This is a genomic window from Spirosoma panaciterrae DSM 21099 (assembly GCF_000374025.1).
In the GTDB taxonomy this organism is placed as follows: Bacteria; Bacteroidota; Bacteroidia; order Cytophagales; family Spirosomataceae; genus Spirosoma; species Spirosoma panaciterrae.
Genome location: NZ_KB893206.1, coordinates 317,029 through 340,442 on the forward strand (window position 1 = coordinate 317,029; position 23,414 = coordinate 340,442).

17 protein-coding genes are annotated in these 23,414 nt (G+C 50.8%); 1 reads left to right on the top strand and 16 read right to left on the bottom strand.

From position 1 onward, the window contains the following. Positions 1-103 precede the first annotated feature (103 nt). The 7 genes from B153_RS0126085 to B153_RS0126115 all read right to left on the bottom strand — a co-directional run bounded on the left by B153_RS0126085 (position 104) and on the right by B153_RS0126115 (position 12,772). Positions 104-2,398 (bottom strand): FAD-dependent oxidoreductase, encoded by a 2,295-nt coding sequence (locus tag B153_RS0126085; RefSeq protein WP_020599700.1) that lies wholly within the window; start codon positions 2,396-2,398, stop codon positions 104-106. Further along, positions 2,376-4,412: a glycoside hydrolase family 2 protein gene (locus B153_RS0126090; protein WP_020599701.1), complete on the bottom strand. Its 2,037-nt coding sequence runs from the start codon at positions 4,410-4,412 to the stop codon at positions 2,376-2,378. Before B153_RS0126090 ends, B153_RS0126085 begins: the two co-directional genes overlap by 23 nt. A gap of 33 nt (positions 4,413-4,445) precedes the next feature. Next, positions 4,446-6,167 (bottom strand): sodium:solute symporter family protein, encoded by a 1,722-nt coding sequence (locus B153_RS0126095; RefSeq protein ID WP_020599702.1) that lies wholly within the window; start codon positions 6,165-6,167, stop codon positions 4,446-4,448. After that, positions 6,164-7,312: a glycoside hydrolase family protein gene (locus tag B153_RS0126100; protein ID WP_020599703.1), complete on the bottom strand. Its 1,149-nt coding sequence runs from the start codon at positions 7,310-7,312 to the stop codon at positions 6,164-6,166. The genes B153_RS0126095 and B153_RS0126100 overlap by 4 nt, the downstream gene beginning before the upstream one ends. Before the next feature lie 17 nt (positions 7,313-7,329). Beyond that, the gene (locus B153_RS0126105; protein ID WP_026262470.1) at positions 7,330-8,142 is read right to left on the bottom strand and encodes a sialate O-acetylesterase; all 813 of its coding nucleotides are present in this window, start codon (positions 8,140-8,142) and stop codon (positions 7,330-7,332) included. 90 nt (positions 8,143-8,232) lie between these two features. Then, positions 8,233-9,672 (bottom strand): RagB/SusD family nutrient uptake outer membrane protein, encoded by a 1,440-nt coding sequence (locus tag B153_RS0126110; protein WP_020599705.1) that lies wholly within the window; start codon positions 9,670-9,672, stop codon positions 8,233-8,235. Positions 9,673-9,685: 13 nt separating this feature from the next. Then, positions 9,686-12,772 (bottom strand): SusC/RagA family TonB-linked outer membrane protein, encoded by a 3,087-nt coding sequence (locus tag B153_RS0126115; RefSeq protein ID WP_020599706.1) that lies wholly within the window; start codon positions 12,770-12,772, stop codon positions 9,686-9,688. Positions 12,773-13,093: 321 nt separating this feature from the next. On the opposite strand from B153_RS0126115, the gene B153_RS0126120 reads away from it, so the two are divergent. Beyond that, on the top strand, positions 13,094-14,116 hold the full coding sequence (locus tag B153_RS0126120) for a LacI family DNA-binding transcriptional regulator (RefSeq protein ID WP_020599707.1): 1,023 nt from the start codon (positions 13,094-13,096) through the stop codon (positions 14,114-14,116). A 39-nt stretch (positions 14,117-14,155) separates the two neighbouring features. Here B153_RS0126120 and B153_RS0126125 read toward each other — a convergent pair whose 3' ends face one another. The 9 genes from B153_RS0126125 to B153_RS0126170 form a co-directional block, all read right to left on the bottom strand. Beyond that, complete coding sequence (locus B153_RS0126125; RefSeq protein ID WP_020599708.1) at positions 14,156-14,389, bottom strand: hypothetical protein; 234 nt, start codon at positions 14,387-14,389, stop codon at positions 14,156-14,158. A 545-nt stretch (positions 14,390-14,934) separates the two neighbouring features. After that, positions 14,935-15,309, bottom strand: a complete 375-nt coding sequence (locus B153_RS0126135; RefSeq protein ID WP_020599710.1) for a hypothetical protein — start codon at positions 15,307-15,309, stop codon at positions 14,935-14,937. A gap of 220 nt (positions 15,310-15,529) precedes the next feature. Continuing rightward, positions 15,530-16,771, bottom strand: a complete 1,242-nt coding sequence (locus tag B153_RS0126140) for a hypothetical protein (protein ID WP_020599711.1) — start codon at positions 16,769-16,771, stop codon at positions 15,530-15,532. Positions 16,772-17,038: 267 nt separating this feature from the next. Further along, positions 17,039-18,421, bottom strand: a complete 1,383-nt coding sequence (mnmE, locus tag B153_RS0126145) for a tRNA uridine-5-carboxymethylaminomethyl(34) synthesis GTPase MnmE (protein ID WP_020599712.1) — start codon at positions 18,419-18,421, stop codon at positions 17,039-17,041. 78 nt (positions 18,422-18,499) lie between these two features. Then, entirely contained in the window at positions 18,500-19,543 is a 1,044-nt protein-coding gene (locus B153_RS0126150; protein ID WP_026262471.1) for an oxygenase MpaB family protein, read from the bottom strand. Between the two features lie 45 nt (positions 19,544-19,588). Further along, complete coding sequence (locus B153_RS0126155; RefSeq protein ID WP_020599714.1) at positions 19,589-20,350, bottom strand: MBL fold metallo-hydrolase; 762 nt, start codon at positions 20,348-20,350, stop codon at positions 19,589-19,591. A gap of 82 nt (positions 20,351-20,432) precedes the next feature. Continuing rightward, positions 20,433-20,813, bottom strand: coding sequence for a response regulator (locus tag B153_RS0126160; RefSeq protein ID WP_020599715.1), 381 nt, complete (start codon positions 20,811-20,813; stop codon positions 20,433-20,435). Positions 20,814-21,029: 216 nt separating this feature from the next. Further along, the gene (locus B153_RS0126165) at positions 21,030-21,542 is read right to left on the bottom strand and encodes a GNAT family N-acetyltransferase (protein WP_020599716.1); all 513 of its coding nucleotides are present in this window, start codon (positions 21,540-21,542) and stop codon (positions 21,030-21,032) included. Between the two features lie 98 nt (positions 21,543-21,640). Continuing rightward, entirely contained in the window at positions 21,641-23,194 is a 1,554-nt protein-coding gene (locus B153_RS0126170; protein WP_020599717.1) for a serine hydrolase domain-containing protein, read from the bottom strand. Positions 23,195-23,414: the final 220 nt, after the last annotated feature.

Genomic DNA, 23,414 nt, shown 5'->3' on the forward strand with positions numbered 1-23,414 from the left:
GAAAAGAATTTCAATCGTGAGCCATCCATTACTTTGCCACCATAATGAGGTCAGTTATTCGGTAAATCCACTCTCATGACAAATAAGAGTCAAAATGAAAGCTTTAGGTAAGGGGGTAGCATCGAACCTCCATGAGCGACGCTGGCGCAGCACCATTCATGGCGTTCAGATGGATACTTAGGCTCCTCGTACTGATCGGTTGCGCAAATCGAATCGTGTGCTGACTCAGATGATTGTTAGTCAGTTCGTAAACCCGTTGTTTTTGGTCGTTGCAAAGGACCAGGTCGCGGACGCAAAAGGGGGAGGCCGTTTCGGGGTGAGTCATCAGTACCGACTCCAGTGGGTGGTCAAAATCCGTATCGAAGCTTAAGACTACCTCCTGAATCTGTTTTACTTCGGGCCAGGTTAATGTCAGGGTTGGATGCCGATCGGTAGGGGCAGCTACCCAGGCATTCGGTGCGTTTGTAGGGCGCTGAAAGCCGTTTCGTACGTTCTCACGGCCAAACATCCGAATCCCAGGCTCCAGGTGAACGGCCAGATTGTGACCTTTAGGGCGACGGTCTGGGGTCCAGAATTCGAACGTATCTACGCCTATGTCGCCCGTCGGTTCCTGCTTTCCGTAGTTCGATACGGCCGGATTGGTCTTGTTGAATACCGACACAATGCCCGACACCCGCAACTGGCTACACTGAACCGATACCTGATCGTTTTTCAGGAAGCAGATAAACGCATAGCCATCGTACGGCATTGGCTCCGCAAAAGCCAGTTGCAGAGGCTGTCTGCCTTTGGTCAGATGGATTTCGTGTCGTTCAAGGACGTGGTCCGGCGTGTGGTTTTGTGGTTTGCTGCTCACCCGAAACTCCACGACGAGTGTCGTTTCCTGATTGGCTACTACCCAGAATGTGCATTGCGGGGTTGGGCCTTTGGACAACGGAAGCATCTGCCCAGCCGAATGCCGAAGGACCATCATCGGGCCATCAGGGGGCAGTTCATTCAGGACGAATTCGCTCGATACAGACAGGGTAGCCTGATGCATGAGGTCTTGCTCATCCTGCAGTCGTAGGCCGGGAATATGCTGACCTGTTTTGAGTAATGCGACTTGGAGCTGGTTAAGTAACTTCGGCTCGGTTGTGATGTCGCGGGGCAACCGTCCCTGACGGGCACATAGCGCAGCCGCCATACCTACCGCCTGCCCACCATAGGCACTCGTTCCCATCACCCGCGATGACCCAAACGCTACGTGCGAAGCCGAGATAATACGTCCTGCCAGGAACAGGTTCGACACATTACGGCTATAAAAACAGCGGTAGGGTAACTCATAAATGCCTTTACTGTGCCATTGGTTACAGCCTGGTTTTTCCGAAAATACCCCATCTGCCGGGTGCAGGTCAATACTCCAGCCGCCAAAGGCAACGGCATCATCGTGGTGCCGTTGTTCCACGATGTCCTGTTGCGTCAGGATATAATCGCCCTCAAATCGGCGGCTTTCGCGCTTGCCGGGTATATGGCCAACCCATTCCAGGGTCAGGTTAGCGGCTTCGGGGAATTGGCCTGAGTTTTTGATATGGTTCCAGGCTCCGTATACCACCCGCCAGAGTTCCCACTTGATGGTTTCGGTGTCGTGAACGGTATCGTGTCGGCCGCCGTATTCAAGCCACCACAATCGACAGCCGTAATCACTGGTGTTGAACGAGCGAAACCGAGGAATCTGGGTAATATCGTCCAGGGCGTAGGCTGGTGGTACAAACCGGACAGGTTTGCCCGTGTCTTTGGAATAGAAATACAACGAATGGCCCAGCAGTTCGCCATAGTCCGTTGAGGGGGCAAACTTTTCGCCAAACTCTTCCGACGATTCAGCGCCCATCCGAAAGGCCGCCCCCGCCTGAAACGCAACGATACCATCGCCCGAGGCATCGCAGAACAGAGGGGCTGCCAGTTCATAACGTGTACTGTTCTGGGCACAGAACCCTTGTACCGACTCAATGTGGCCCGTACCGTTAGCAGCCATGGTTACGTTGTACACCGCTGTGTTGAGCAATAGGGTAATATTGGGTTCCGTGACTACTTTTTCCAGCAGAATCGTGTCAAAAATCAGCGAATTACCCTCCGGGTTCCGATACAGGTTTTCGAGCAGGAGTTCATCGATAATACCCCCTTCCCGCGCCCAGCGGTTATTGTTGCCCATGTGCGAGGTAGCGCCAAGCACCCATAACCGCACCTCGCTCGATGCATTGCCCCCCAGTACGGGTCGGTCCTGGACCAGAACCACCCGAATACCGGCCCGGGCTGCTGTAATGGCGCAACAAACGCCCGAAAGCCCCCCGCCAATTACCAGTAAATCGGCGTCGTGCCGTATCGTCCGAAGGGGACGTTTATCAGTTGCCTGTTCGCGTATCATTCGTTAAATCAATCGTTTGGGTGAATACTGTATAGCCCGTTGGTTTACGGATTTCGAGCAGCAACCGACGCTCGAAGCCGCGAACGGTCAGGTCGATGTCGATGTGTTGGCCAGGTTGTAAGTCGGGAATACGTATCTGTTGAAAAGGAGTTTTGAGCAAATAGTATCGAATGGGGTAAGCCGGGAAATCGGCGCGGGCCGTCAGCCGGACACGGAGGGTATGAACGCCTTCGTCGCCGGGTGTAACCTGAACTTTTTCCAGCGTAAGCGGTGCCATTTCGCGTTGATGTGCCTTGTACAGTGGGCGCGGATTACGGTCATTATCGACCAATCCCCAGGGCCGGAATCCGTTTGGATTTGTGTTCTGAAATCGGCTCTGATAATCGTTGAATGACCACCAGGACATACCTACTACATAGGGCCGTTTGCGGACTGCGTTCAGGTAATCGGTCAGGTAGGCTACCTGTCCTGCTTCGCCCTGCTGACCATCCGCCCGGATCCCGTATTCGCTGATCAGAATGGGTTTGTCTGGATACAATTCATGGATGCGATCCAGGACCTTAGCCGGGTTGCCATAGGTGTTGGTCGATACAAAATCGACGTATTGACTGGCTTCCTCTTCCGGTTTCTCCGGCAATTGGTTGAGCCGCATGGTGGCAAAGGTGTACAGTCGGGTCGGGTCGAGTTGGCGGGCATAGGCAATCATGTCTTTGGTCCACTGCTGGCCTTCGGGTGTGCGCGACTCGTACTCGTTTCCCACGCTATAGGCAATCACCGACGGATGGTTCCAGTCGCGCTCCACCATCTCCTGAAATTGCTGCCTGAAGTTGGACCGGATAGCCTCATTGGCCATTTGCCTGGGGGTTAATTGCCAGTTGCCCGCTTCGGCTACGATCAGCATCCCGTTCCGGTCGGCCCAGTCATACACCGTTTCGGAAGGAGTATAATGCGTCAGCCGATGAAATTCCATACCCGTTTGTTTCATCTGCCGTAAATCCGCTTCGACCAGCCAGTCGGGCTCCATCGACCCCAGACCTGGGTAATCGACAACCCGGTTGCCACCAGCCAGTCGCAGCGGCTCCCCATTGAGGAGTAACTGGGCATTTCTGACCTCCACCTTACGAATACCGAACGATGTGCGTACGGTATCGGTACCCATACTGGTCTGAAGATCATACAGGGAAGGGGAATCGAGCTGCCAGCGCTTTACCTGGGCGGCTTTGAGCGTGGTGGTAGCCTCCAGCCAGGCCGTTTGTCCGGCAGCAATCGAGCCAGCCTTTGCCAGCCACTTGGTGGCTATTGGCTGTTTATTCTGTTCCAGCATCAGCGCCAGTTGGGTCGTTTCGGTCTGTGCGCGGGTATTCCGAACGCGGGTTCGCACGGTGATGGTGGCCGTTCCCGTAGCTAAGTCAGGAAGGGCTTCCACTTTTACCCGTTCAATGTACAGCGCGGGTTCAACCGTCAGGTATACCGGCCGAATCAGACCGCCGTAGTTCACCCAGCCCATGAAGGGGTCGTTTGGCTGTCCATTGTCTTTAGCACCGGGTACTGTGCCGGGTTTCAGGGTATTATTATCGACCGACAGAGCCAGCGTATTCTCTCCTGAGATTAACTGATCCGTAATGTCGAATTGAAAAGGCGTATACCCGCCTTCGTGCGTACCGATTTTCTGATTATTCAGGTAGACCGTGGTTTTATAGAAAGCGGCATCGACATGAAGGAGTACCCGTTTTTCGGACTTTTTATGCCACGAAAAGGTGCGCCGATACCAGGCTATACCTGTATAGTTGAGGTACCGTTTATCGCTCGAAAAGCAATGGGGGACCGTTACGTTATCCCACCGTTGCAGCGATGCGCCTGTACGGAACCACCCGTTACTTTCGCCCATTTCGGCCGGGTCGAGGGCAAACGCCCAGTCACCATGCAGCGGTATGGCGTTGGGGTCCCGAATGGCATACTGGGCTGCCAGCGAGAAGGGTACTACTAAAAAAAACAGGAATAAGTGATGACGCATTACGCAGATGGATTGAGAGGCTGTCTGATTGGGTTAAAGGCTGGGGATTTCGGCCGTTTTTGCCGATTTTTCCGGAAGGTTCATTCGGGCTGCAGCCCGCCAGGGAATCAGGGCCGTAAGGAGTATCACCCCGGCCAATAGGGCCGTTATGCCAGCCCCCCGCGAGGTTAGAAAACTCAACCCAAGCAAAATGAGGGCAGTAACGACCAGCGAGACGGCTATAACCCGCAGGCCAAACTGGTTTTGACGGCTTATTTCGGCAACTTCATCGGCTTGCTCCTGGCTGGCAACGAACTGCTCTTCAGCGCGAATAGTCTCGTAAGCGCGATAGTCTGGACTGTCAATCCGTTTGCGTGCCGCCAGCCATTCCGCCAACGCCAATACCAGAACGGGAACGCCCACCCCAATAACAATTTCTTCGGCCCGGCTGAGTTTAACGCCTACCGTAAGTGGTAAAATAATCTTGCCGATCAGGTTCAGCGACAGCGTGATCAGGGTTATACGCAGGGTGGTCCGGCCCGTCAATCGCCTGGAGAAGAGTGCCCAGATAGGGGGAGCCAGCAGCGGCCCACCCGTCACCGCACCAATGGTGAGCACTACCTCTACAATACCGCCAATGTAAGGCACCAGCAAGGCGATAACGATCATACCGACACCAAAACCCCAGGAAGATAACCGGGCTACCCGTATCAATTGACGGTCGGTTGCGCGGGGATTCAACAGCCCCTTGTAAATGTCGTTGGTAAACACCGCCGAGACCACATTGAGGGTGGTGTTGGCACTGGCCGAGGTGGAAAAATACATACCCGTCAGCATGAGACCCAGCAAGCCGGGAGGCAACACCAGCCGGCAGATTTCGAGATAGGCATTTTCCGTATCCAGTCCGGTCAGTGCGGGGTTGATCGTCTTGTAGATCATCGGCGGCAGCATCCAGATGACCGGGCTTACCAGATACAGACCAGCAAAAAGAAACGCCACTTTTCGGGCCGATTTCGGACTGTCGACACTGGTATAGCGCTGCACGAATGTCCAGTTTCCACCGATGTAGGCTACCTGGTAAATGAAGAAAGCAAGCATGAAGCCAAGGGTGTACTCGCCGTTGAGCAGCTTGAAAAAATCGTCGGGCGCCTTTGCCGCGAAACCAGCAACACCCCCTACCTGATCGAAGGCCAATGGCAGCAGAATACAAACGGCTGCCGACAGGACCACAAACTGAAGGATATCCGTAACCATTACGGCCCAAAGCCCGCCCACCGACGTATAGGCAATCATGAAAATGCCGAGCCCAATGGTCGTGGGAACCAGGGGCAGACCCAGCGAGACGCTTACCAGTTTGCCCACCGGATACAAGACCGACCCTTTAATGAAAATGCTAACGAGGGTAAAAATGAAGATATAGGTCTTCTGAACCGTTAATCCTAAACGTTGCCGGATATACTCGGCGGCTGTCAGCACCCCCGTTTTTTTCCAGCGAGGTGCCAGCCAAAGTCCCGTTACCAGCGCCCCGGCACACATCATCCATTGAATGGTGATGGCTACCCAGCCGTGTTTGTAAGCGATACTTCCCCAGGCCACAAATGTACTGGCCGAGAAAAAGCTCATAAACAACGACAAGCCGCCGATAAACCAGGGAACGGCTTCGCCCCCAGCAAAGAATGATTTCAGGTTGCGGCCTGTGCGGGCAAATAACAGCCCAATCCCCAGCACAAACGCTGAAAACAGGACAATGACTACCGTGTCGATGGTTGTATTCATGCGTCGAGTTTGACTTGAATGTTATAGGATAAGTCCGTATCGTCGTCGTCGGATTTTGCTTTAACGGCCAGAAACAATACGGAAGGCTTTCCGCCGTGGAGCCACACCTGAGGTTGTTCGAATCGGTGCAGTCGCTCGCTTACCCGCCCGTTGGCCCAGTGAATGTGAAAGTCGGATACAAAAGGGTGTGCCGCCAGCTGCCAGTCGAGGCCGTCTACAGAGGTAAATAGGACAAGCGATTCTTTTTCCGTCGAACCCGGCCGGGCCTGCTGGCTGTATAGGCCCCGGTAGTCTTTCACGATGGCGTAAAGCCGTCCTTGCTGGTTCCAGATCACATTGTCGTCCGTAGGGAACTGCATCGATTCGTGGCCGAAAACGGTAGTAGATTGCTTCGTAAACGGACCAATCGGGCTATCGCCCAGGGCTACGTGCATCCTGACTTTGCCGCCAAATGGACGTGGCCCGTCAGAAACTCCTTTGTAAATGAGTACGTACTTCCCATCGCTCCGGCGGGCCACCGTCGGCGAATTGGTGAGCATATGGTCGGTGCCACCGGGCGTTGGCTCAATCAGTGGTTTGTCGAACCGTTTCCACGGACCCGCTGGATGATCGGCTACGGCCACGCCCGCCCGCTGGTTGTTCCGATGAATCCACCAGCCTTCTTTCGTGCCATTGCGTGGACCATAGTTACCGGAATAATAGAGGTAATACTTGCCATCGAATGCCTGAATCAAAGGGTTATGCAGATTGTCGGCATCCCAGAAGCCTGCCCTTCGCTCAAACACGGGACCCATCATCGTCCAGGGTCCGAGCGGATCGGGGCTGGTAGCGTATACGATCTCCGAATGCGTTACCCAAGCATTATAGCCTTCTTTTCGGGGCCAACGGGCAAAAAAACCGTGGCAAAGCCCATCTGCCGTACGAACCATACCGCCACCCCAGATAAACCAGTCGGGGTCGCACAATACCGATCTGTCCTGTACGGGCTGCATCATGGCGTTGAGGTTGAGTGTGTCAGGGGCTATAATGTCCCCGGCTTCGGTCGAGCCTGAGTCACTGGCTACGAGATACCGTGAACAGGTTCCAGCCGAGAGGAGTGCCGTCGACAACAAAAACTTTCGTCGGTTTAGGAATAAACGGTTCATGGCAAACGGGTTCGGGGTTAGTTAAGCTGTTTACGGACGAATCGAGCCGTTTTCTGCCCAATGTCGTTGAGTCCTGTCTGATTATAATGCACAAAATCTTTCATCCAGCCGCGTTGAGCGAACTCGTTTGTTTTTCGATAAACCACATAGGTTTTAGGAAGGCGTCGGCTCACAGCCCGCTGCGCAGCCCGAACAGCCTTGCTTCCGGCTGGGGTACGTCCGGCCTGATAGCCTGTCTGCACGATATAAAAGGGCACGTCAGTACCGAAGGCCTGTCTATAGCGATGAATAACCTGAGTAAGCGCCTTTGCGTAGTCGTTCCCTGTCATTAGCGTATCGGCAATAGCATTGGCATCGCGTTCGCCCTGAATCCAGATGATACCCCTGAGCGGAAGTCCGGTTTTCAGCATAGCCCGTTTCGTATTGGCTACCGATTCATTGAGTAAGGGTAGGTGACCCGTTTCGGCCCAGGTGCCATAGTTGCCTAATTCGGCCCGTTGATGACAGGATGACCCACCGCGTGCTGTTGAGAGCAACACAGTCCTTTCTCCGGTGATCCGATAAAACTCCTGCGCAAAGGCAGGGGCTATACTGCCCGTTGCCGCCGGTTCGAAATGCCCTACTCGCTCACCAAAGGGATCGGCCAGCGCCACCAGCGAATCGGTAGACACCCGATAGGCCCAGGCTACACCTGGCGAGCAGATCACCGATTGGGTAGCGGTTCCCTGTCCAACGGCATTACTCTGGCCCGCAATCAGGAAAAGATGCTGCTTTTGGGCCGTGGCCGTTTTACAGTAAATCAGCAGTAATAACCCAGGAAGCCACTTCATCTGATAATCCATACCCTACATTTGACAATGAAACGGCTCTGCACTCAACAGAGCCGTTTGCATAAACACCAACCTATAATAAACGCTGTACTATTTCCAGGCTGGGTTCTGCTCCAATTGCGAGTTGGTCAGAACCTCCAGGTTTGGTATTGGAAAGAAGCGATGTTTATCCTGAACCGGGCGTGATGGGTAATAGGAGTTCAGCACATTAGCCACCAGCTTAAATTTGCCCGTTCGGGTAAGGTCATACCAGCGATCTGCTTCGTAGCATAGTTCCCACGACCGCTCCTGCAAAACAGCCTCAATGAAGGCATCTTTGGTTAAACCCTGGGTCAGATCGGGAATACCCGCCCGCCGACGAACGGTGTTGATCGCCGTGTAGGCCACACTCGTCGGGCCATTTTGACGCGCTTCGGCTTCCGCAGCAATCAGATACACATCGGCAAGGCGCAGGATTGGAAAGTTGTTTTCGCCGTTGGCACCGTTCGAGTTAGGGTCGAGGAATTTCTTGACCAGTATACGGTCTTTCAGCGTGACATCGGACTGACCGATCAGCACACCGGCCGAATTTACATAGGCGGTGTCCAACAGTTGTCGGCGTTTGTCAGTTGGGCTAAATGACTTGTAGAATGACATATACCCAAAGGCCGAACCGAAGGCTGTTTTTGAAAAGACCGGGGGCGAGTTGGCGGGTGCATAAAAACCAACCAGATCGTATCCGACCAATCCGCTGAGCGCTGAAAATTCAGCGGCAAAAATCATCTCCACCCGAGCGGCATCTTCTTTGAGCGGGTTGTAGAGGTCAAGCACATTGGACATGAGGCTATACCGATTCGACTGGATCAGGGCCTGCGCATTTTCGGCCGCTTTGGCATAATTGCCCGCATAGAGATAGGCTTTGGCCAACAAGCCCTGCGCGGCTCCACTGGCGGCCCGCCCCCGGTCTTTGGGTTGAGCTGGGAGGTCTTTGACGGCCTGCTCCAGGTCTTTTATCAAAAAAGCGTACACATCTTCGGCCTTACTCTTGGGAACCTCAGTGCTGGCAATGTCTTTGGTGCTGGTTTGTTTTAGGGGTACATCGCCAAACGTTTTTACCAGATGGAAATAGTAAAGTCCGCGAAGAAACTGGGCTTCAGCCAGAATTTGTTTTTTGCGCGTTTCATCCATCGTAACGCGGGGCACATTTTCAATGACCTGATTGGCCCGATTGACCCCGTTGTAGCAGTGCTGCCAGTACTGACCGATCAGATCGTTGGTGGCGTCGTAGGAGAAGACGGTTAGCTGCTCTCGCCCGACAACCGCCCGGGGAAAGCACTGGTCCGCCGAGTAGTCGGGTACCTGCGTACCTACCCGGCTATACAGGTCCGTAATGGGTGTGTAGGCCGCTGTAAGAGCTGCTTCCGCATCTGAGGCTGTATTGTAAAACTGGTTTGGGGTAATGAAGGAATACGGTTTTTCGGCCAACTGACAACCGATAAACGCGGACGCTAAGGCGACAAAAAACAGGGGTAAAAGATAGTTCCGTTTCATGGTTCAGGAATGCTTAGAACGTTAGTTGAAGACCGGCGATAAAGGATTTGGCAACCGGGTAGCCAATGTTGTCGACACCCAGGTTCAGGTTGTTCTGTCCAGCCGTATTTACTTCTGGATCGAAGCCCGTGTAGTTCGTGATCGTCACAAAGTTGTTGGCGCTGACATAAACACGACTGTTTTTAAGCCAGTTGAGCTTGCCGATCTGGGGGAAGGTGTACCCTAGCGTTGCGTTTTTGAACCGGACAAAGGAGCCATCTTCGATCTGAAAATCAGACTGACTCACCCGCTGCCCAATCGACGCTTTCTGGTAGCGATTCGACGGGTTGGAGGGTGTCCAGCGGTCAACCATCGTAGCGTATTGGTTAAAGCCACCAGAGGCACTTTCCATCCGTAGTCTTGCTACGTTGAAAAGCTGATTTCCCTGAACGCCCTGGATGAACAGGCTGAAATCAAAACCTTTGAATTTTACATTGTTGGTCAGGCCGAAATAGTAGTTTGGGTTTGGGTTACCTATAATATCCTGATCGGCAGCCGAAATAATACCGTCGCCATTCAGATCTCGGTAGCGGATATTGCCCGCCGTCTTTCCGGTAGGAATATTGTCGCCCGTTTGGTAAATACCATCGAAGAAATAGCCGTAAAATGAGCCGATTGGCGCCCCGATCCGAAGTAGACTGGTGTTTGAAAAGGCCGCAACGGAACCGCCCCCATCGCCAGGAATGATCTCGGTCCGTTTTCCATCGATCAGCGTCAGCTTATTCCGATTGGCCGATATATTCCCGCTGATAGCCCATTTTAGTGGTCCATTCAGGACACCCACGTTGAGCGATAGTTCGATACCCCGGTTTTCAATCCCTCCGAAGTTGCCAAACACCGAACCAAAACCCGACGAGAGCGGAATGGCTCGCGATAGCAACAGGTCGGTTGTGTTTTTGAGGTATACATCGGCGGTAAGCTGAATCCGGTTATTGAGCAATCCAAGATCAACCCCGATATCAGTCTGTGCACTTTTTTCCCAACGCAGGTCCGGGTTGGCAATATTGGCCGCCAGAATACCAATATTCCGGGTGTTGTTGAAGTTGTAATTACCAACCGAACTTAGGCGCGATAATGAGTTGTAAAGGGGAATATCGGCATTACCCGTAATACCAAAACTGGCTCTCAGCTTAAGGTCGCTCACGATCTGCTGGCCCTGCATGAATTTCTCTTCCGAAACGCGCCAGGCGCCCGCTACTGACGGAAAAAAACCATACTTATTGTTAGCCCCAAAGCGACTCGACCCATCAACCCGACCCGTTAGCGTAAGCAGGTATTTGCTTTTGTAGTTGTAGTTGATACGACCCGTATAGGAGTCTAACCGCCAGGATTGTTTGTTACTGCTAATGGTGACAATGGAGGCCTGACTTAAATTGTCGTTGAGTATCAGGTCGTTGGGGAAGGTCTGGCCCGTCGAGGCATCGCTGGTCTGTAACTGACTTTGGGTCGAGAAAACCCCCGTTAGGGCCAGGCTATGCGCGCCGATTGTTTTCTGATAATTCAATAAACTCTCATGCAGAAAAGTGTTGCTGTACGTGTTCCCTTTGCCACCGATTCCGTTAACCTGAGCCCCCGTCCGTACAAACCGATTCACGTACGAATCGCGGGTGTCATTCACAAGGTCCCCACCAAACGAAGCCCGGTACGTTAGCCCGTCGATAATTGTCCAGTCGGCAAAAATGTTACCCAGAAACCGGCGGGTTGTGTTGCGGTTCAACACGTTCGTTGCAACGGAAATGGGATTGTTAATGTCGATATACCGACCGCTGAAGATGGTCGGATTTCCCTGTGCATCATAGGGGGCTACGGTCGGCGGGGCAAACAAGGCCGATATAACGATCCCGCCCGCGCCTGCATCGGCCAGAGTTGAGGTCACGGCGCCATTGTTTTGGGAATAAGTATAGGTCAGGCTGGTGCCGATCTTGAAATGGTTACTGATCGTATTATCCAGATTGACCCGAACCGAGCCCCGTTTAAAGTTCGAATTGATGATGATGCCGTCCTGATCGAAGTAGTTCAGCGATACATTGAACAGGGATTTTTCCGTACCACCCGACACCGACAGTTGGTGGTTCTGCATACCCCCTTTCTGAAAAATGTAGGATTGCCAGTCGGTTCCTGCTCCTAACTGCTCAGGATTTGGATAAAGATTCTGCCCCGAAATTTCGTTTTCGTACTGTGCAAACTGGGTAGCGTTCATAAGCGGCAGCATACGACGTATCTGCTGCTGGCCGTAATACCCTTCATACGTAACCCGGGTTTGGCCCGCCTTCCCGCGTTTGGTTGTAATCAATACAACCCCATTGGCACCCCGGGTACCATAAATAGCGGTAGCTGATGCATCTTTTAGCACTTCAATACTTTCAATGTCGTTGGGGTTGAGGGTGGAGAGTACAGAAAGACGGTTGCCATTGTCGGTACCGAAGCTACTACCGCCCCCCGCTAGTGGATTATCATTGCCTGAGATCGGAAACCCATCGACCACATAAAGGGGTTCACTGCTGCCACTGATGGAGCTATTGCCCCGAATCCGTACACTGATGGTGCCGCCAGGAGCACCCGAATTTTGGGTTACCTGAACACCGGAGGCTCGGGCCTGCAATCCCTGAACAAAGTTGGCAATGGGTGTTTGTTTTAATTCTGCCGCTTTTACCGACGATACAGCCCCCGTCAGGTCGCTTTTCTTCACGGTACCATAACCCACGACAACCACTTCATTTAGGGAGCGATCATCCGTTTCCAGCACTATATTGACGTTGTTTTGCCCGACGATCGAAACGTCTTTCGTCTGATAACCGATGTAGGAAACCGTTAGGGTACGGGCTCCTTCGGGAACAGAAATAACAAACGCCCCATCCGCATTGGTGGTCGTGCCAAGCTGCGTGTTTTTGATGATGACGTTGGCACCTGGTATCCCCTGTCTGGTATCTGCGGATGAAACAATGCCTTTCAGCGTGATCGAGCGGCCAGACTGTGCCTGGCAATAAACACTCAACAGGAGCATGAAGCCGACCAGCCAACGGCTTTTCTTCCTTCTGGTAAAAGCGGTAAAAAGGAGCATAAATGAGCGTATGATTAAAGGGTCTGTATTGGAATAAGTCAAAAATATTCTGTAGCTTAAAAGCGCCTGGGTAAACCCAGTACCAATTTAGAAGTTGGGTTTTGAAGCTTCAGTTTATGCGCAATTCGAAAATTTTCTGCTCTTAATTCACAGAACAGTACAAACATTGAAATATATAGTACTAAATTTTCGGAGCTTTAAGTAATTATTTTCATGGGAACGCTCCCATTTTGTGGGAGCGTTCCCATGAAAATAATTCAAACCTATAAAGGCTTGTCTTCTAAATTATTGGTATAATACAATGCTGATAACTACATTCATATGAAGCGACACCAGGTAACCATTATTGACATTGCCCAGAAGTTGAATATTTCAAAGTCCACCGTTTCGCGGGCACTCACCGGGCACCCCAGTGTGCGCAGTGATACGCGACAGGCGGTCATGGAGTTAGCCCAGAAAATGGACTATCAGCGTAATATGCTGGCTATTAATCTGTCCTCAAGTCAGAGCAAAACAATCGGCATCATTGTACCGGAGTTTGTCACGTCTTTTTTTCCTATCGTGATTATGGGCGCGCAGGAGATAGCGGATCAGGCCGGTTATTCCGTACTGATCAGCCAATCGAACGAAACCTATGAAACGGAAGTAGCCAATGCGAAGGTTATGCTGGCTAATCGGGTCGATGGCGTCCTGATTTCAATGACTCGTGAAACCAAAAACTATGAACACTTCGACGTTTTTAAGCGAAAAGGGATACCGTTAGTTTTTTTCAATCGAGTTTGCCATGATATTGAAACGCCTAAAGTCGTAGTCGATGATTACGAAGGGGCCTTTAAAGCAACCGAGCACCTGATTCTGTTGGGAAAACAGCGTATTGCCCACCTGGCTGGTCCGCCCTCCCTCTACATTAGTCGAAAGCGGTTGGAAGGGTATAAGGATGCACTACGAAAACATAGGCGTCCGGTCATCGATGAGCTGATCATCAGCTACGACCTGACGCTGGAAAAAGTAAAGATTTATATAAAGTACCTGCTGGATTTATCAACTCCGCCCGACGCGCTTTTTGCGGTCAATGACCCAACCGCCATAGAGGCCATAAAGGTGATTAAAGAACAGGGCTTATCAATTCCCGAACAGATTGCCATTGTTGGTTTCAGTAACGATTATGGGTCTGCCTTGATTGAGCCCGGATTAACCACTATGGCCCAGCCCACCCGCGAGATTGGTCAGGTTGCCGCTCAGCTTCTACTGGATCAGATTCATACGGATTCTTCGGTATGGAAACCAATCACACGGGTACTAAAGACTGAACTTATCATTCGGGGTTCGAGCCAACGTATTTAGCTCAGCCGTAGCCTTTCGCACGTCATAAAGCACGAAAGGCTACGGCTGAGCTAAATACGTTGGCTGGTAGTTGAGCAAGGTCGTTGATGTGCAGGATTTGTCTGTGCGGAAACGGACCCAACGGGCCTGAAAATCGGACGGGAACGTGTGGATTACCGATTGACCAGGCTTTACTGTAAATGTCTTGTAAACCATCCGCTGGCCCGTACCAACCGAGTCTACTTCTACTCGTAACCGAATACACAGCCAGCGATTGGGTTCGTAGATGTTCACTATCCTGGTATACGAAGTGGTCTTTGATATGAACGGATGACAGGTCGTTAGTTGGTAAATACGGGCAAATATTGACTTTTTGGAAAAAGATAACTCCTTTCAAAACTCATCGGCCACGCTTTAGTACCACAGCACGAGATGGTATCCCAGATCTGATTTATAGAATGCAGTATATGAAAAAAGCCCATTTTCAGGGCTTCAAATAATAGGTGCTGATGGAGTACTATAATGTTACTAAGCTCGGTTACTTTCCGATACAGAAAGTAATGCATTGTAAGGTTAAGTGGATTTCAGATACAAAGTAAATGCGGTCGACGATATACCAGCCTATGCGGCTTGGCAACAATTTTTTCTTTGAAACGCTGGTTTTGTGGCCTGGAATACGAGTGCTAAATACGCCTGAGCGAAACTGCTGGCGTACCAAGAAACAGGCAATAACGATGCCCTGGAGCGATTGAAATATAAAATCAATCAGACGCTTAATTTATTTCCATAGTAAAGCCCAATCTGGTTTTAGATTGGGCCTACAGTTACCAATAGCTATCTTATAATTTCGCGGTCAAATTAATCAAGCGGTCGTGATAATCTTCCAGAATACCTTTGTTTTCGCCGAATGATTCGCTCAGTTGAACAACGGCAATGATGCTCTCCAGCTTATCCTTCTGGTCAATATTTAATTCGGACTCAATCGCTGAGACGATTGATAGTAGTCGCCCACGAACCCGGCTACCAGGACCAGCCTCAAAATACGAGCGGATAGCCATGCCATGAACCCGATCATCCTGAGAATGACCGACAGGGTGAGCAATCCGAAAGGCAGCGTAGTCATCCGTCACTTTCTGAATAATCCACTGGAGATTGCTGGCAATCAGAAACGCTTCAGCTTTTAATAGTTGTCGATAATTCTGCGTAAAATCCATGCATCAATTGGTTAGAAATAGTTGTTAGTCGTTTAAATGGCCGGCCAACCTACGCCTTTAGGTGTCCCTACACAAGGGTGAATTTCCGGTATTTGCCTACCCATGAAATCTATATGCGTCAGTCACGAAGGACAGCCAGTTAGCGGAATACGGTTTACCAACAGGCTATCCAAAGATTTACATGCCAATAAATGGTTTTAAGCCCACTCGTTCGACACAGTTAATGCTGCTTCAGAACCTGTTTTAGCAGTCGTTCTAATTCGGCCTGTTTTTGTTCCAGCGCCTGTAATCTTTCCTGCTGCTGCTGATTTACCTGCTGCTGATCACGGTTAGCCTTTTCCAACTGAATACTATACAGGGTTAATTCTTCTACCTTCTCCAACAAGGTTGCATTCATCTTCACCAGGTCAATTCCTTCCTTAGCTACCTGCTCTGCGGAGGGAATACCCGGTAAATGTTTATGCTGGTCAATATAAACCGCTACAGAGGGCAAGGAACGTAGTTGGTAGGATGGACTAAACACGTTATCGCTCCACTCATTAGGGCTGTTGATGCGGAGTTGATATCGGGCTTTAACGACCTCCCCTTTTTCATTGACGGTTAGAAACTGGTCAGTAGCGTGTGTCGTTTGACTACTATTTGTTAGGTTAGATAGGCGTAGCCCACTCCGGTCTACTTCATCGGCAACGATCTCCAGCTTGCTGGTTGGGGTTGAAGTACCAATGCCAACATTGACGCCATTGCCCAGAATTAAGGCATTGCTAGCCGCTACCCGACTGTTAGCACCAATGGCGATAGCGTTTTTCAGTCCATCCTCCGCCTGGCTGTTATAGCCCATTAAAACATTGTCATCGCTTGTAGTAATAGCAGTACCTGATAGGGGACCAATAATGATATTGTTATTACCTGTAGTGACATTTCGCCCTGCATTACTTCCTAAAATCGTATTGAATTGCCCAGTTGTATTGTTAAAGCCCGCAAAATCACCCAAGAAGCAATTAAATCTTCCTGTTGAATTTAAAAAACCACTGTAATAGCCAATAATTGTATTATTGCTACCTTGGTTGCCATGGCCTGCTGAATAACCCATAAATGTATTTTGACTGCCATCTGTGTTTGTTGCGCCTGCCAAGCCACCTATAAATGTGTTATTAGTACCAATGGTGTTCCTGTATCCTGTAGCAAACCCCATAAACGTGTTATATGAAGCCGTTGTATTATTAGTGCCAGCAGAAGCTCCTATAAACGTATTGGAAGCACCTGTTGTGTTATTAATTCCAGCCTGCCAGCCTAGAAAAGAATTTAAGTTACCTGTCATATTAGGATTGCTCCCCGCATTGTTGCCCACAAATGTATTATAATTGGCCGGTGTGGTAGAATTGGGGCTATTGACTACATAATTAGTCTGAGCTAGTAAAGGACTACTTAGCAGAAAAGAAAGTAGGTAGTAAATTTTATTCATTAACACAGGAATGGTTTGGTTAATTTAGTAAACTAAGGGCTAATGTAGCAGAAATCATATCATGCTTAACAAAAACGCCAGCCCTTTCCAGAGCCAGCGTTTTTGACACTCTCAACCTATTATAGCTTTCATTCAACCGTCTGACATGGTTGTAGCATTCATCAGTACGACAAATAAATACGCGGTTAAGCCGGTAAATAGACTTGGAACGCAGCGCCATCGCTCGGGCGGCTGGTTAATAAGATGTAATTGTATTGTTGAGCGCGGTTACTTTCCAATGCAGAACTTACTGAAAATCGAGTCGAGCAAATCGTCGGTTGTGATTTCGCCGGTTAGTTGGCCGAGGTGCTGCAAGGCCACGCGTAAGTCCATCGCAAGCCAGTCGGGCGTTACCTGGTTATCGAGGCCAATAATAGCGCGGGCGAGAGCATTGTCAGTGGCGGTCAGGTGTTCGTAATGGCGGGCGTTGGTTACTACGGCACTGCCCGTTTGCATGGCGGTATCGGTGCGGGCACGGCTCGAGAGCGACGCTTTCAACTCGTCGATACGCTGGTCTTTGGCCGAAATCCAGACGATAGACTCGTCTGCAAGGTTGTGGTTTATATGATCTCGCTGCGTGTCGGTCATTAAGTCGGCTTTGTTGCCAACCAGCAAATAGGGCTTTTCGGCGGCCTGCAGTTCGGCCAGGGTATGGGTTAGCTCATCGACAGTTGTGTTTGTTCCATCGAACAGATAAAGCACTAAAGCGGCATCCCGCATTTTCTGTTGAGTTCGCTCAATACCAATGGCTTCGATCTGATCGGTAGCTTGCCGTAATCCGGCGGTGTCGATGAGTCGGAAACGGATGCCATTGATGAACAACTCGTCTTCGATGACATCGCGGGTGGTGCCGGGAATATCCGAAACGATGGCTTTCTCTTCATTAAGCAACGCATTCAGAAGGGTTGATTTACCCGCGTTGGGTTTGCCGACAATGACCGTTGGGACCCCATTTTTAATGGCATTTCCGGTCGAAAATGAGTCGATCAGCGGGTGGAGTACACGCCGAATGTCGAGCATCAACTGACGGAGTCGATCCCGGTGAGCAAATTCAACATCTTCCTCGCCAAAATCAAGTTCAAGTTCTACTAAAGCCACAAAATCAATCAGTTGCTGGCGCAGTTCTTTCAACTGTTTCGAAAATCCACCTCGTAGTTGGGTTAAGGCCGCCCGATGGCTGGCATCGGAGTCGGAGGCTATCAAATCGGCTACGGCTTCGGCCTGAACCAGATCGAACTGGCCGTTCAGGAAGGCCCGTTGCGTAAATTCGCCTGGTCGGGCCAACCGAGCCCCCTCCTGCGTGAGCCGACGCAGAATTTGTTGGATGATGAATTCGGAGCCGTGGCAGGAGATTTCGACGACGTCTTCTTTCGTGAATGATTTTGGGGCCCGGAAAACGGTGACCAAGACTTCATCAATGATACTTCCGTCAGGATTTCGCAGGGTTCCGAAGTGCGCGGTATGACTGTCCTGCTGGGTAAGATCTTTACCCCGGAATATACGATTGGTAATGACAATAGCTCCTTCGCCCGATACCCGAATAACGGCAATGGCTCCAATACCGGGTGCGGTGGCTAAGGCCGCAATAGGTTCTAATTGAAAAATAGACATAACTCTGTGAGTCTCTGTATAGCTCTTTTATCTCCGGGTAATACCTGCTGTACAGAGACATACGGAGAAAACGAAGATTTACCGAGGGAAAATAGAAAAGCGATTCAAGAGATCAACCATCCGTTTTTCGAATGATACTTCCGGAACACCAAGCCAGTTGGCGTATTTATCGCCCAGGAAGAAACGTATTTCACCGGCTGCGAGGTTCCGTATGGTTTCGGGACGAGCTTGTCTGGATGGGCCGAACGGGTTCATATCCCCTGCTGCATTGGCCTGAACAGGAAGAGCTTCGGCCATTGCATTCAGTAAGGCACGCGTTAGCCCAACACCAGCTTCGGACGGCGAAAACTGTCGGCGGAGAATGGCCTGATGAAGTACAAATGCTTCGCGTAGGTTTTTAGGCAGTAGCTCCTTTGCCACACCGTTAAGATAACTCACTACATTGATGTGATGCAGGTAGTCTTCCTCTTCCTGCTCGCTGGCCGGGATGCCGAGTTTTCGCAATCCGAGTAAAACGATATACGAAAACGTAAGATTGGTTCCGGCCATATCCTCCTGATTGACAGGGTAGCCCCAGTCCATATTCCACCGCCCGGAGTGCAGCGAAAACCAGCGGGCACCCGCATGAATCAGCCGGATTTTTGCCGTTCGGGATACGGCTTGTCCAGTAGACCATTCTTTAGGATTGTTGACAGCATACACCCATTCGCCGGTTTCGCGTAAGCGACGAACGGTGTCATTTTTAATGCGCTCGGTGAGCCAGAGTACCTGAGCGCCTTTGGCACCCAGATAGGAGTAAGGCAGCGAAAAAAAGCCAAGTATAAGGCCGATCTGCTGGGCGTGTTTCTGGAAAAAGCGCATGCCCCGATTCATCGTTGCCGAGTCGGCCCAGTCGGGCACATGGGTATAGGAGGCAAAAAAATCCTGCACCGCTGGGTGTAGGGTAGCCGTTGAAAAGTCAGTTGTATCCCCTAGCCAGCTCATCAGCGATCGTAAATCGGCGGCTCCACCTATTTCGACTACAGAGGCTATCACGGCATCGGCTACAGGATCGCCCTGCTGGCGGTATTGATCCAGTATGGCGTCGGAAAAGACACGGGTAGGCTTGATGAACGTTGGCATTGGGGAACGGGCTTTCAAAACCAACATCTTTTTCAGGTTTTCGGTTTACAGTTTGATCTGCAAGCCATCGTACCCCAGCCGGATATTAGGTGGTAGCTCCTTTTCGACCTCGCTATGCAGGCCCAGTTTGTGGCTGATGTGCACAAAATACGTTCGGTCGGCATTGACACGCTGGGCGAGGGCTATGGCCTGGTCGAGGGTAAAATGTGAAATATGTGCCTGCCGCTGAAGCGCATCGACCACTAGAATGCGTGTGCCATACACCTTTTCCAATTCCTCGTCGGAAATGTAATTCAGGTCGGTCAGGTAGGTGAAATCACCCATGCGGAATCCATAAACGGGTAATTTATGGTGCATTACTTCGATCGGAATTACCCGAATATCGAGGAGGTCGAACGGTTCATTATGAATCTCATGCAACCGAACATGGGGCGTGCCGGGGTATTTGTGCTCGGCAAAAATGTAGGCAAATTCCCGTTGTAATTGGGCCAGAACGGTTGGGCGGCCGTAGATGGGTATATCCTGCCCCGAACGGAAATTGTAGGCACGAATCTCGTCGAGTCCGGCTGTGTGGTCCTTGTGTTCGTGGGTGAACAGGACGGCATCGAGCTGCTGAAGATTCAGCCGCAGTACCTGCTGGCGGAAGTCGGGTCCGGTGTCGATTACGAAGCTACGCCCATTCACGGCAATATGAACCGAGGTACGAAGGCGTTTATCCCGAAAATCGACAGACCGGCACACATCGCACTGGCAGCCAATGAGCGGCACACCTGACGAAGTGCCAGTACCAAGCAGGGTGATAAGCATAAAGAGCGAAAGAGTGAATGAGTGAAAGAGTGAAAAGCCGTTGCGAGCCCGTCGCTCATTCACTCTTTCGCTCTTTCACTCATTATTTATCCGTCAGTTGATTAACAACTTCGACCAGTCGGTCAAAATTGAGGGGTTTTACGAGTACGTCGTTAAACCCGGCTGTTTTGAATTCTTCTTCCGTGTAATTTTTGGCGTTGCCGGTAATGGCCACGATGGGAACGTTGGCTTTGGTCTGATCGGATAATGCCCGAACGCGCCGAACGCACTCCATACCATCCATCAGCGGCATGTTGATGTCGAGCAGGAGGATGCTGAAATCTTCTTTTTCCAGAATTTGCAATACCTGTTCCCCATTTTTAACGGCGGTAATGTCGTAGTTCTGGAACTCAAGAATTTTGCGGGCCAGATTCTGGATAACGGAGCTATCTTCGGCAATCAGGACGCGTTTGGAAGCTGACATAAGCTATATGAGATCGTGGTTTCTAATTAAAGTGGTGAAATTATGGAGTTAAATCGGCAAACGCAAAACGGTATTTTGGTCGAAATGCATCCATAATTGCTTTTTACCTACCGGTCTTGAAAACACTGACCAGCTTGAAATCGTAAAAACGTTTTGGTTTTCATACCTTAAGGAAGCCGATTCATAACTAGGCTGGAGGTTTAGATAATCCCCGTTTTAAACGATCTCTTTTCTCATAACTGTAAATTCCAGTGGCTGTTTAGGCAAACCGAAACTTGGATCATTGGGAAACGGTTTGATTTCACCGGTCGATCGGTAGCCACGTCGCTCATACCAGGCTATCAGCTCATGCCGAACGGTAATGACGGTCATGATAATGGCGCTACAGTGCTGGTTACGGGCTATTAGCTCCGCAGCGGTCAGTAGGTTTTTTCCAATCCCCTTTGCCTGGGCTTCGGGCGAAACCGTGAGCATACCCAGATAAAGCTCGTCGCCTTTTTTCTCCAGATAAACGCAGCCCAGCAGTTGAGCATCTTCTTTGTAGAGTAAAATGATGGCGTTCGGGTTCTGGATCATGGTTGTCAGACCCGGCTCGTCGGTACGAATGCCACTCAGCAAATCAGCTTCGGTGGTCCAGCCTTTTTTGGAGCTTTCGCCCCGATAGGCGCTATTAACCAGCCTATTTAAAGCGGGAATGTCGAGTTCGGTAGCGGGTGTTAGCTCGGTCATTTGATGGTCATTTAGAGTCGTTCGCTACGCGTCGTTCAGGTGCCTGTTTGGTGGTTAACTGGCAATCAAATGACGGATAGCGCTTAAAATGGATGGCTTTATTTAACAACTTCTCTGAAATCGAGCTGCTGAATAAGGGCAGGATTTTCGGGCGTCAGAGTGAAAAATACGTCGATATTGGTTTTTTCGCCTTCGAGCAGGAAATGGCCCCGTAGCTGGTTTTCGGGAATCAGTTCACCAACCCGTTGAATTTTTCCGGCCTTCGTGTATAAATCCTGTACGGTTTTCCGGCGGATGGCGACCGATTTGTCGGGGAAGAAGTTTTCGGCAAAAAGGCCACTTTGCTCGGCACCGGTCCAGTCGGGTAACAGCTTTATGAGTTCGGCTTTGCGTTGGGCCAGAATGGGTGAAACGGGAAGTTGGCGGGGCTGTAATTTGCCGATAGCTACCAGTGTATCCAGGACAGCGGTATTAACGGAACCCATTCCGGCATAGGTTAGATTGGCGTACGAAATAACCCCAATGCCATAATCGGGCAGAATGCGCCACTGGCTCCCAAAACCGGGCAGGCCACCGCTATGGCCTACCCCAACCTGCCCTGTACAATTCTTGCTCCAGCCCAGCCCGTATCCGTATCCGCTGGCGGTAGGGCATACCTGACCGGCCCCGTTTCGAGCCTGGGTAAATAAGCCCGAAAAGGTCCAGGGCTGCTGCATTTCGCGGATCGAGCTTCGTTTGATGGGGCCTGTATCCGCATCGTTTTTAGGAGGCCAGGCCGCTTCGTGCAGAGCAACGTATTTACTGAAATCGTCGATGGAGGTAATCAATCCACCCATTGCCCCGTAGGAACCGTCGTGCAGCAGGGGCTCTTCCAGCCATGTGTCGCCCTGCCAGCGGTAGCCCAATGCCAGCTTGTCGGCGGGTACGCGGGTGTATTCCCATTGCGTGTCGTTCATACCCAGCGGCTTCAGGATGGTGTCGGTAATGTACTGCTGATACGGTTTGCCCGAAACCACTGTGATGATATGCCCCAGCATGGCAAAGCCCAGGTTACTGTACTCATACGCAAAACTCGGTACGTTGGCATTGGAAATCCCGTCTTTAATGAGTTTGAGCAAATCCGCGTCCGAATCGGCCAGTTGACGGTCGCCCCAGGGGTTATCTTCAGGAAAGCCAGCCGAGTGGGTCAATAAGTTGCGAACCGTAATTTTTGGCGCATCGGCTGTGAGGTACTTATGCGATTTTAGTTCGGGAATATATAGTTCGGCGGGGTCATCGAGCCGGAGTTTGCCTTCGTCGCGGAGTTTCAGAATGGCCATGCCCGTCAGGCTTTTGGTCATCGACGCAATGCGGAATAAGGACTTAGGCGTTGCCGGCGTTTTTTTCGCTACGTCGGTATACCCAATTCCACCAGCATATACCAGTTTGCCATCCAGCACAATGCCGAAAGCCACGCCCGGAAAGTGTCGCTTTTCGGCTGCGTCTTTAAATAGCTTCTCAACAATGGGGAAAGCCGCTTCCAGTTTCTTTAGTCGATCACCATCAATGAAGGTGGGCGGCTGATAGGTGGATACATGCGATACAGAGCGATTTGGGCTTGTTTGGGCAAGGGCTGAGGTAGCCGTAAGAAGACAAAGGAGTAGTTTTTTCATAGTTAGGTTGTTTCAGTTTGTCGGAAATTGTTCTACTCGCAAAGAACGCAAAGTTTGTTGCAAAGCACGCACTGGGCCGAAAACGCTTTTTGACTGGCCGAAAATTGAGTCACCAGCTAAAAGCGACTCCCGGAATTTTAGGAAGTCATGATGATATACCGCATCGGAGTCGAATGTTTGTAGAAATCATGTACGCTAATACATTCGACTCCGATGGGAG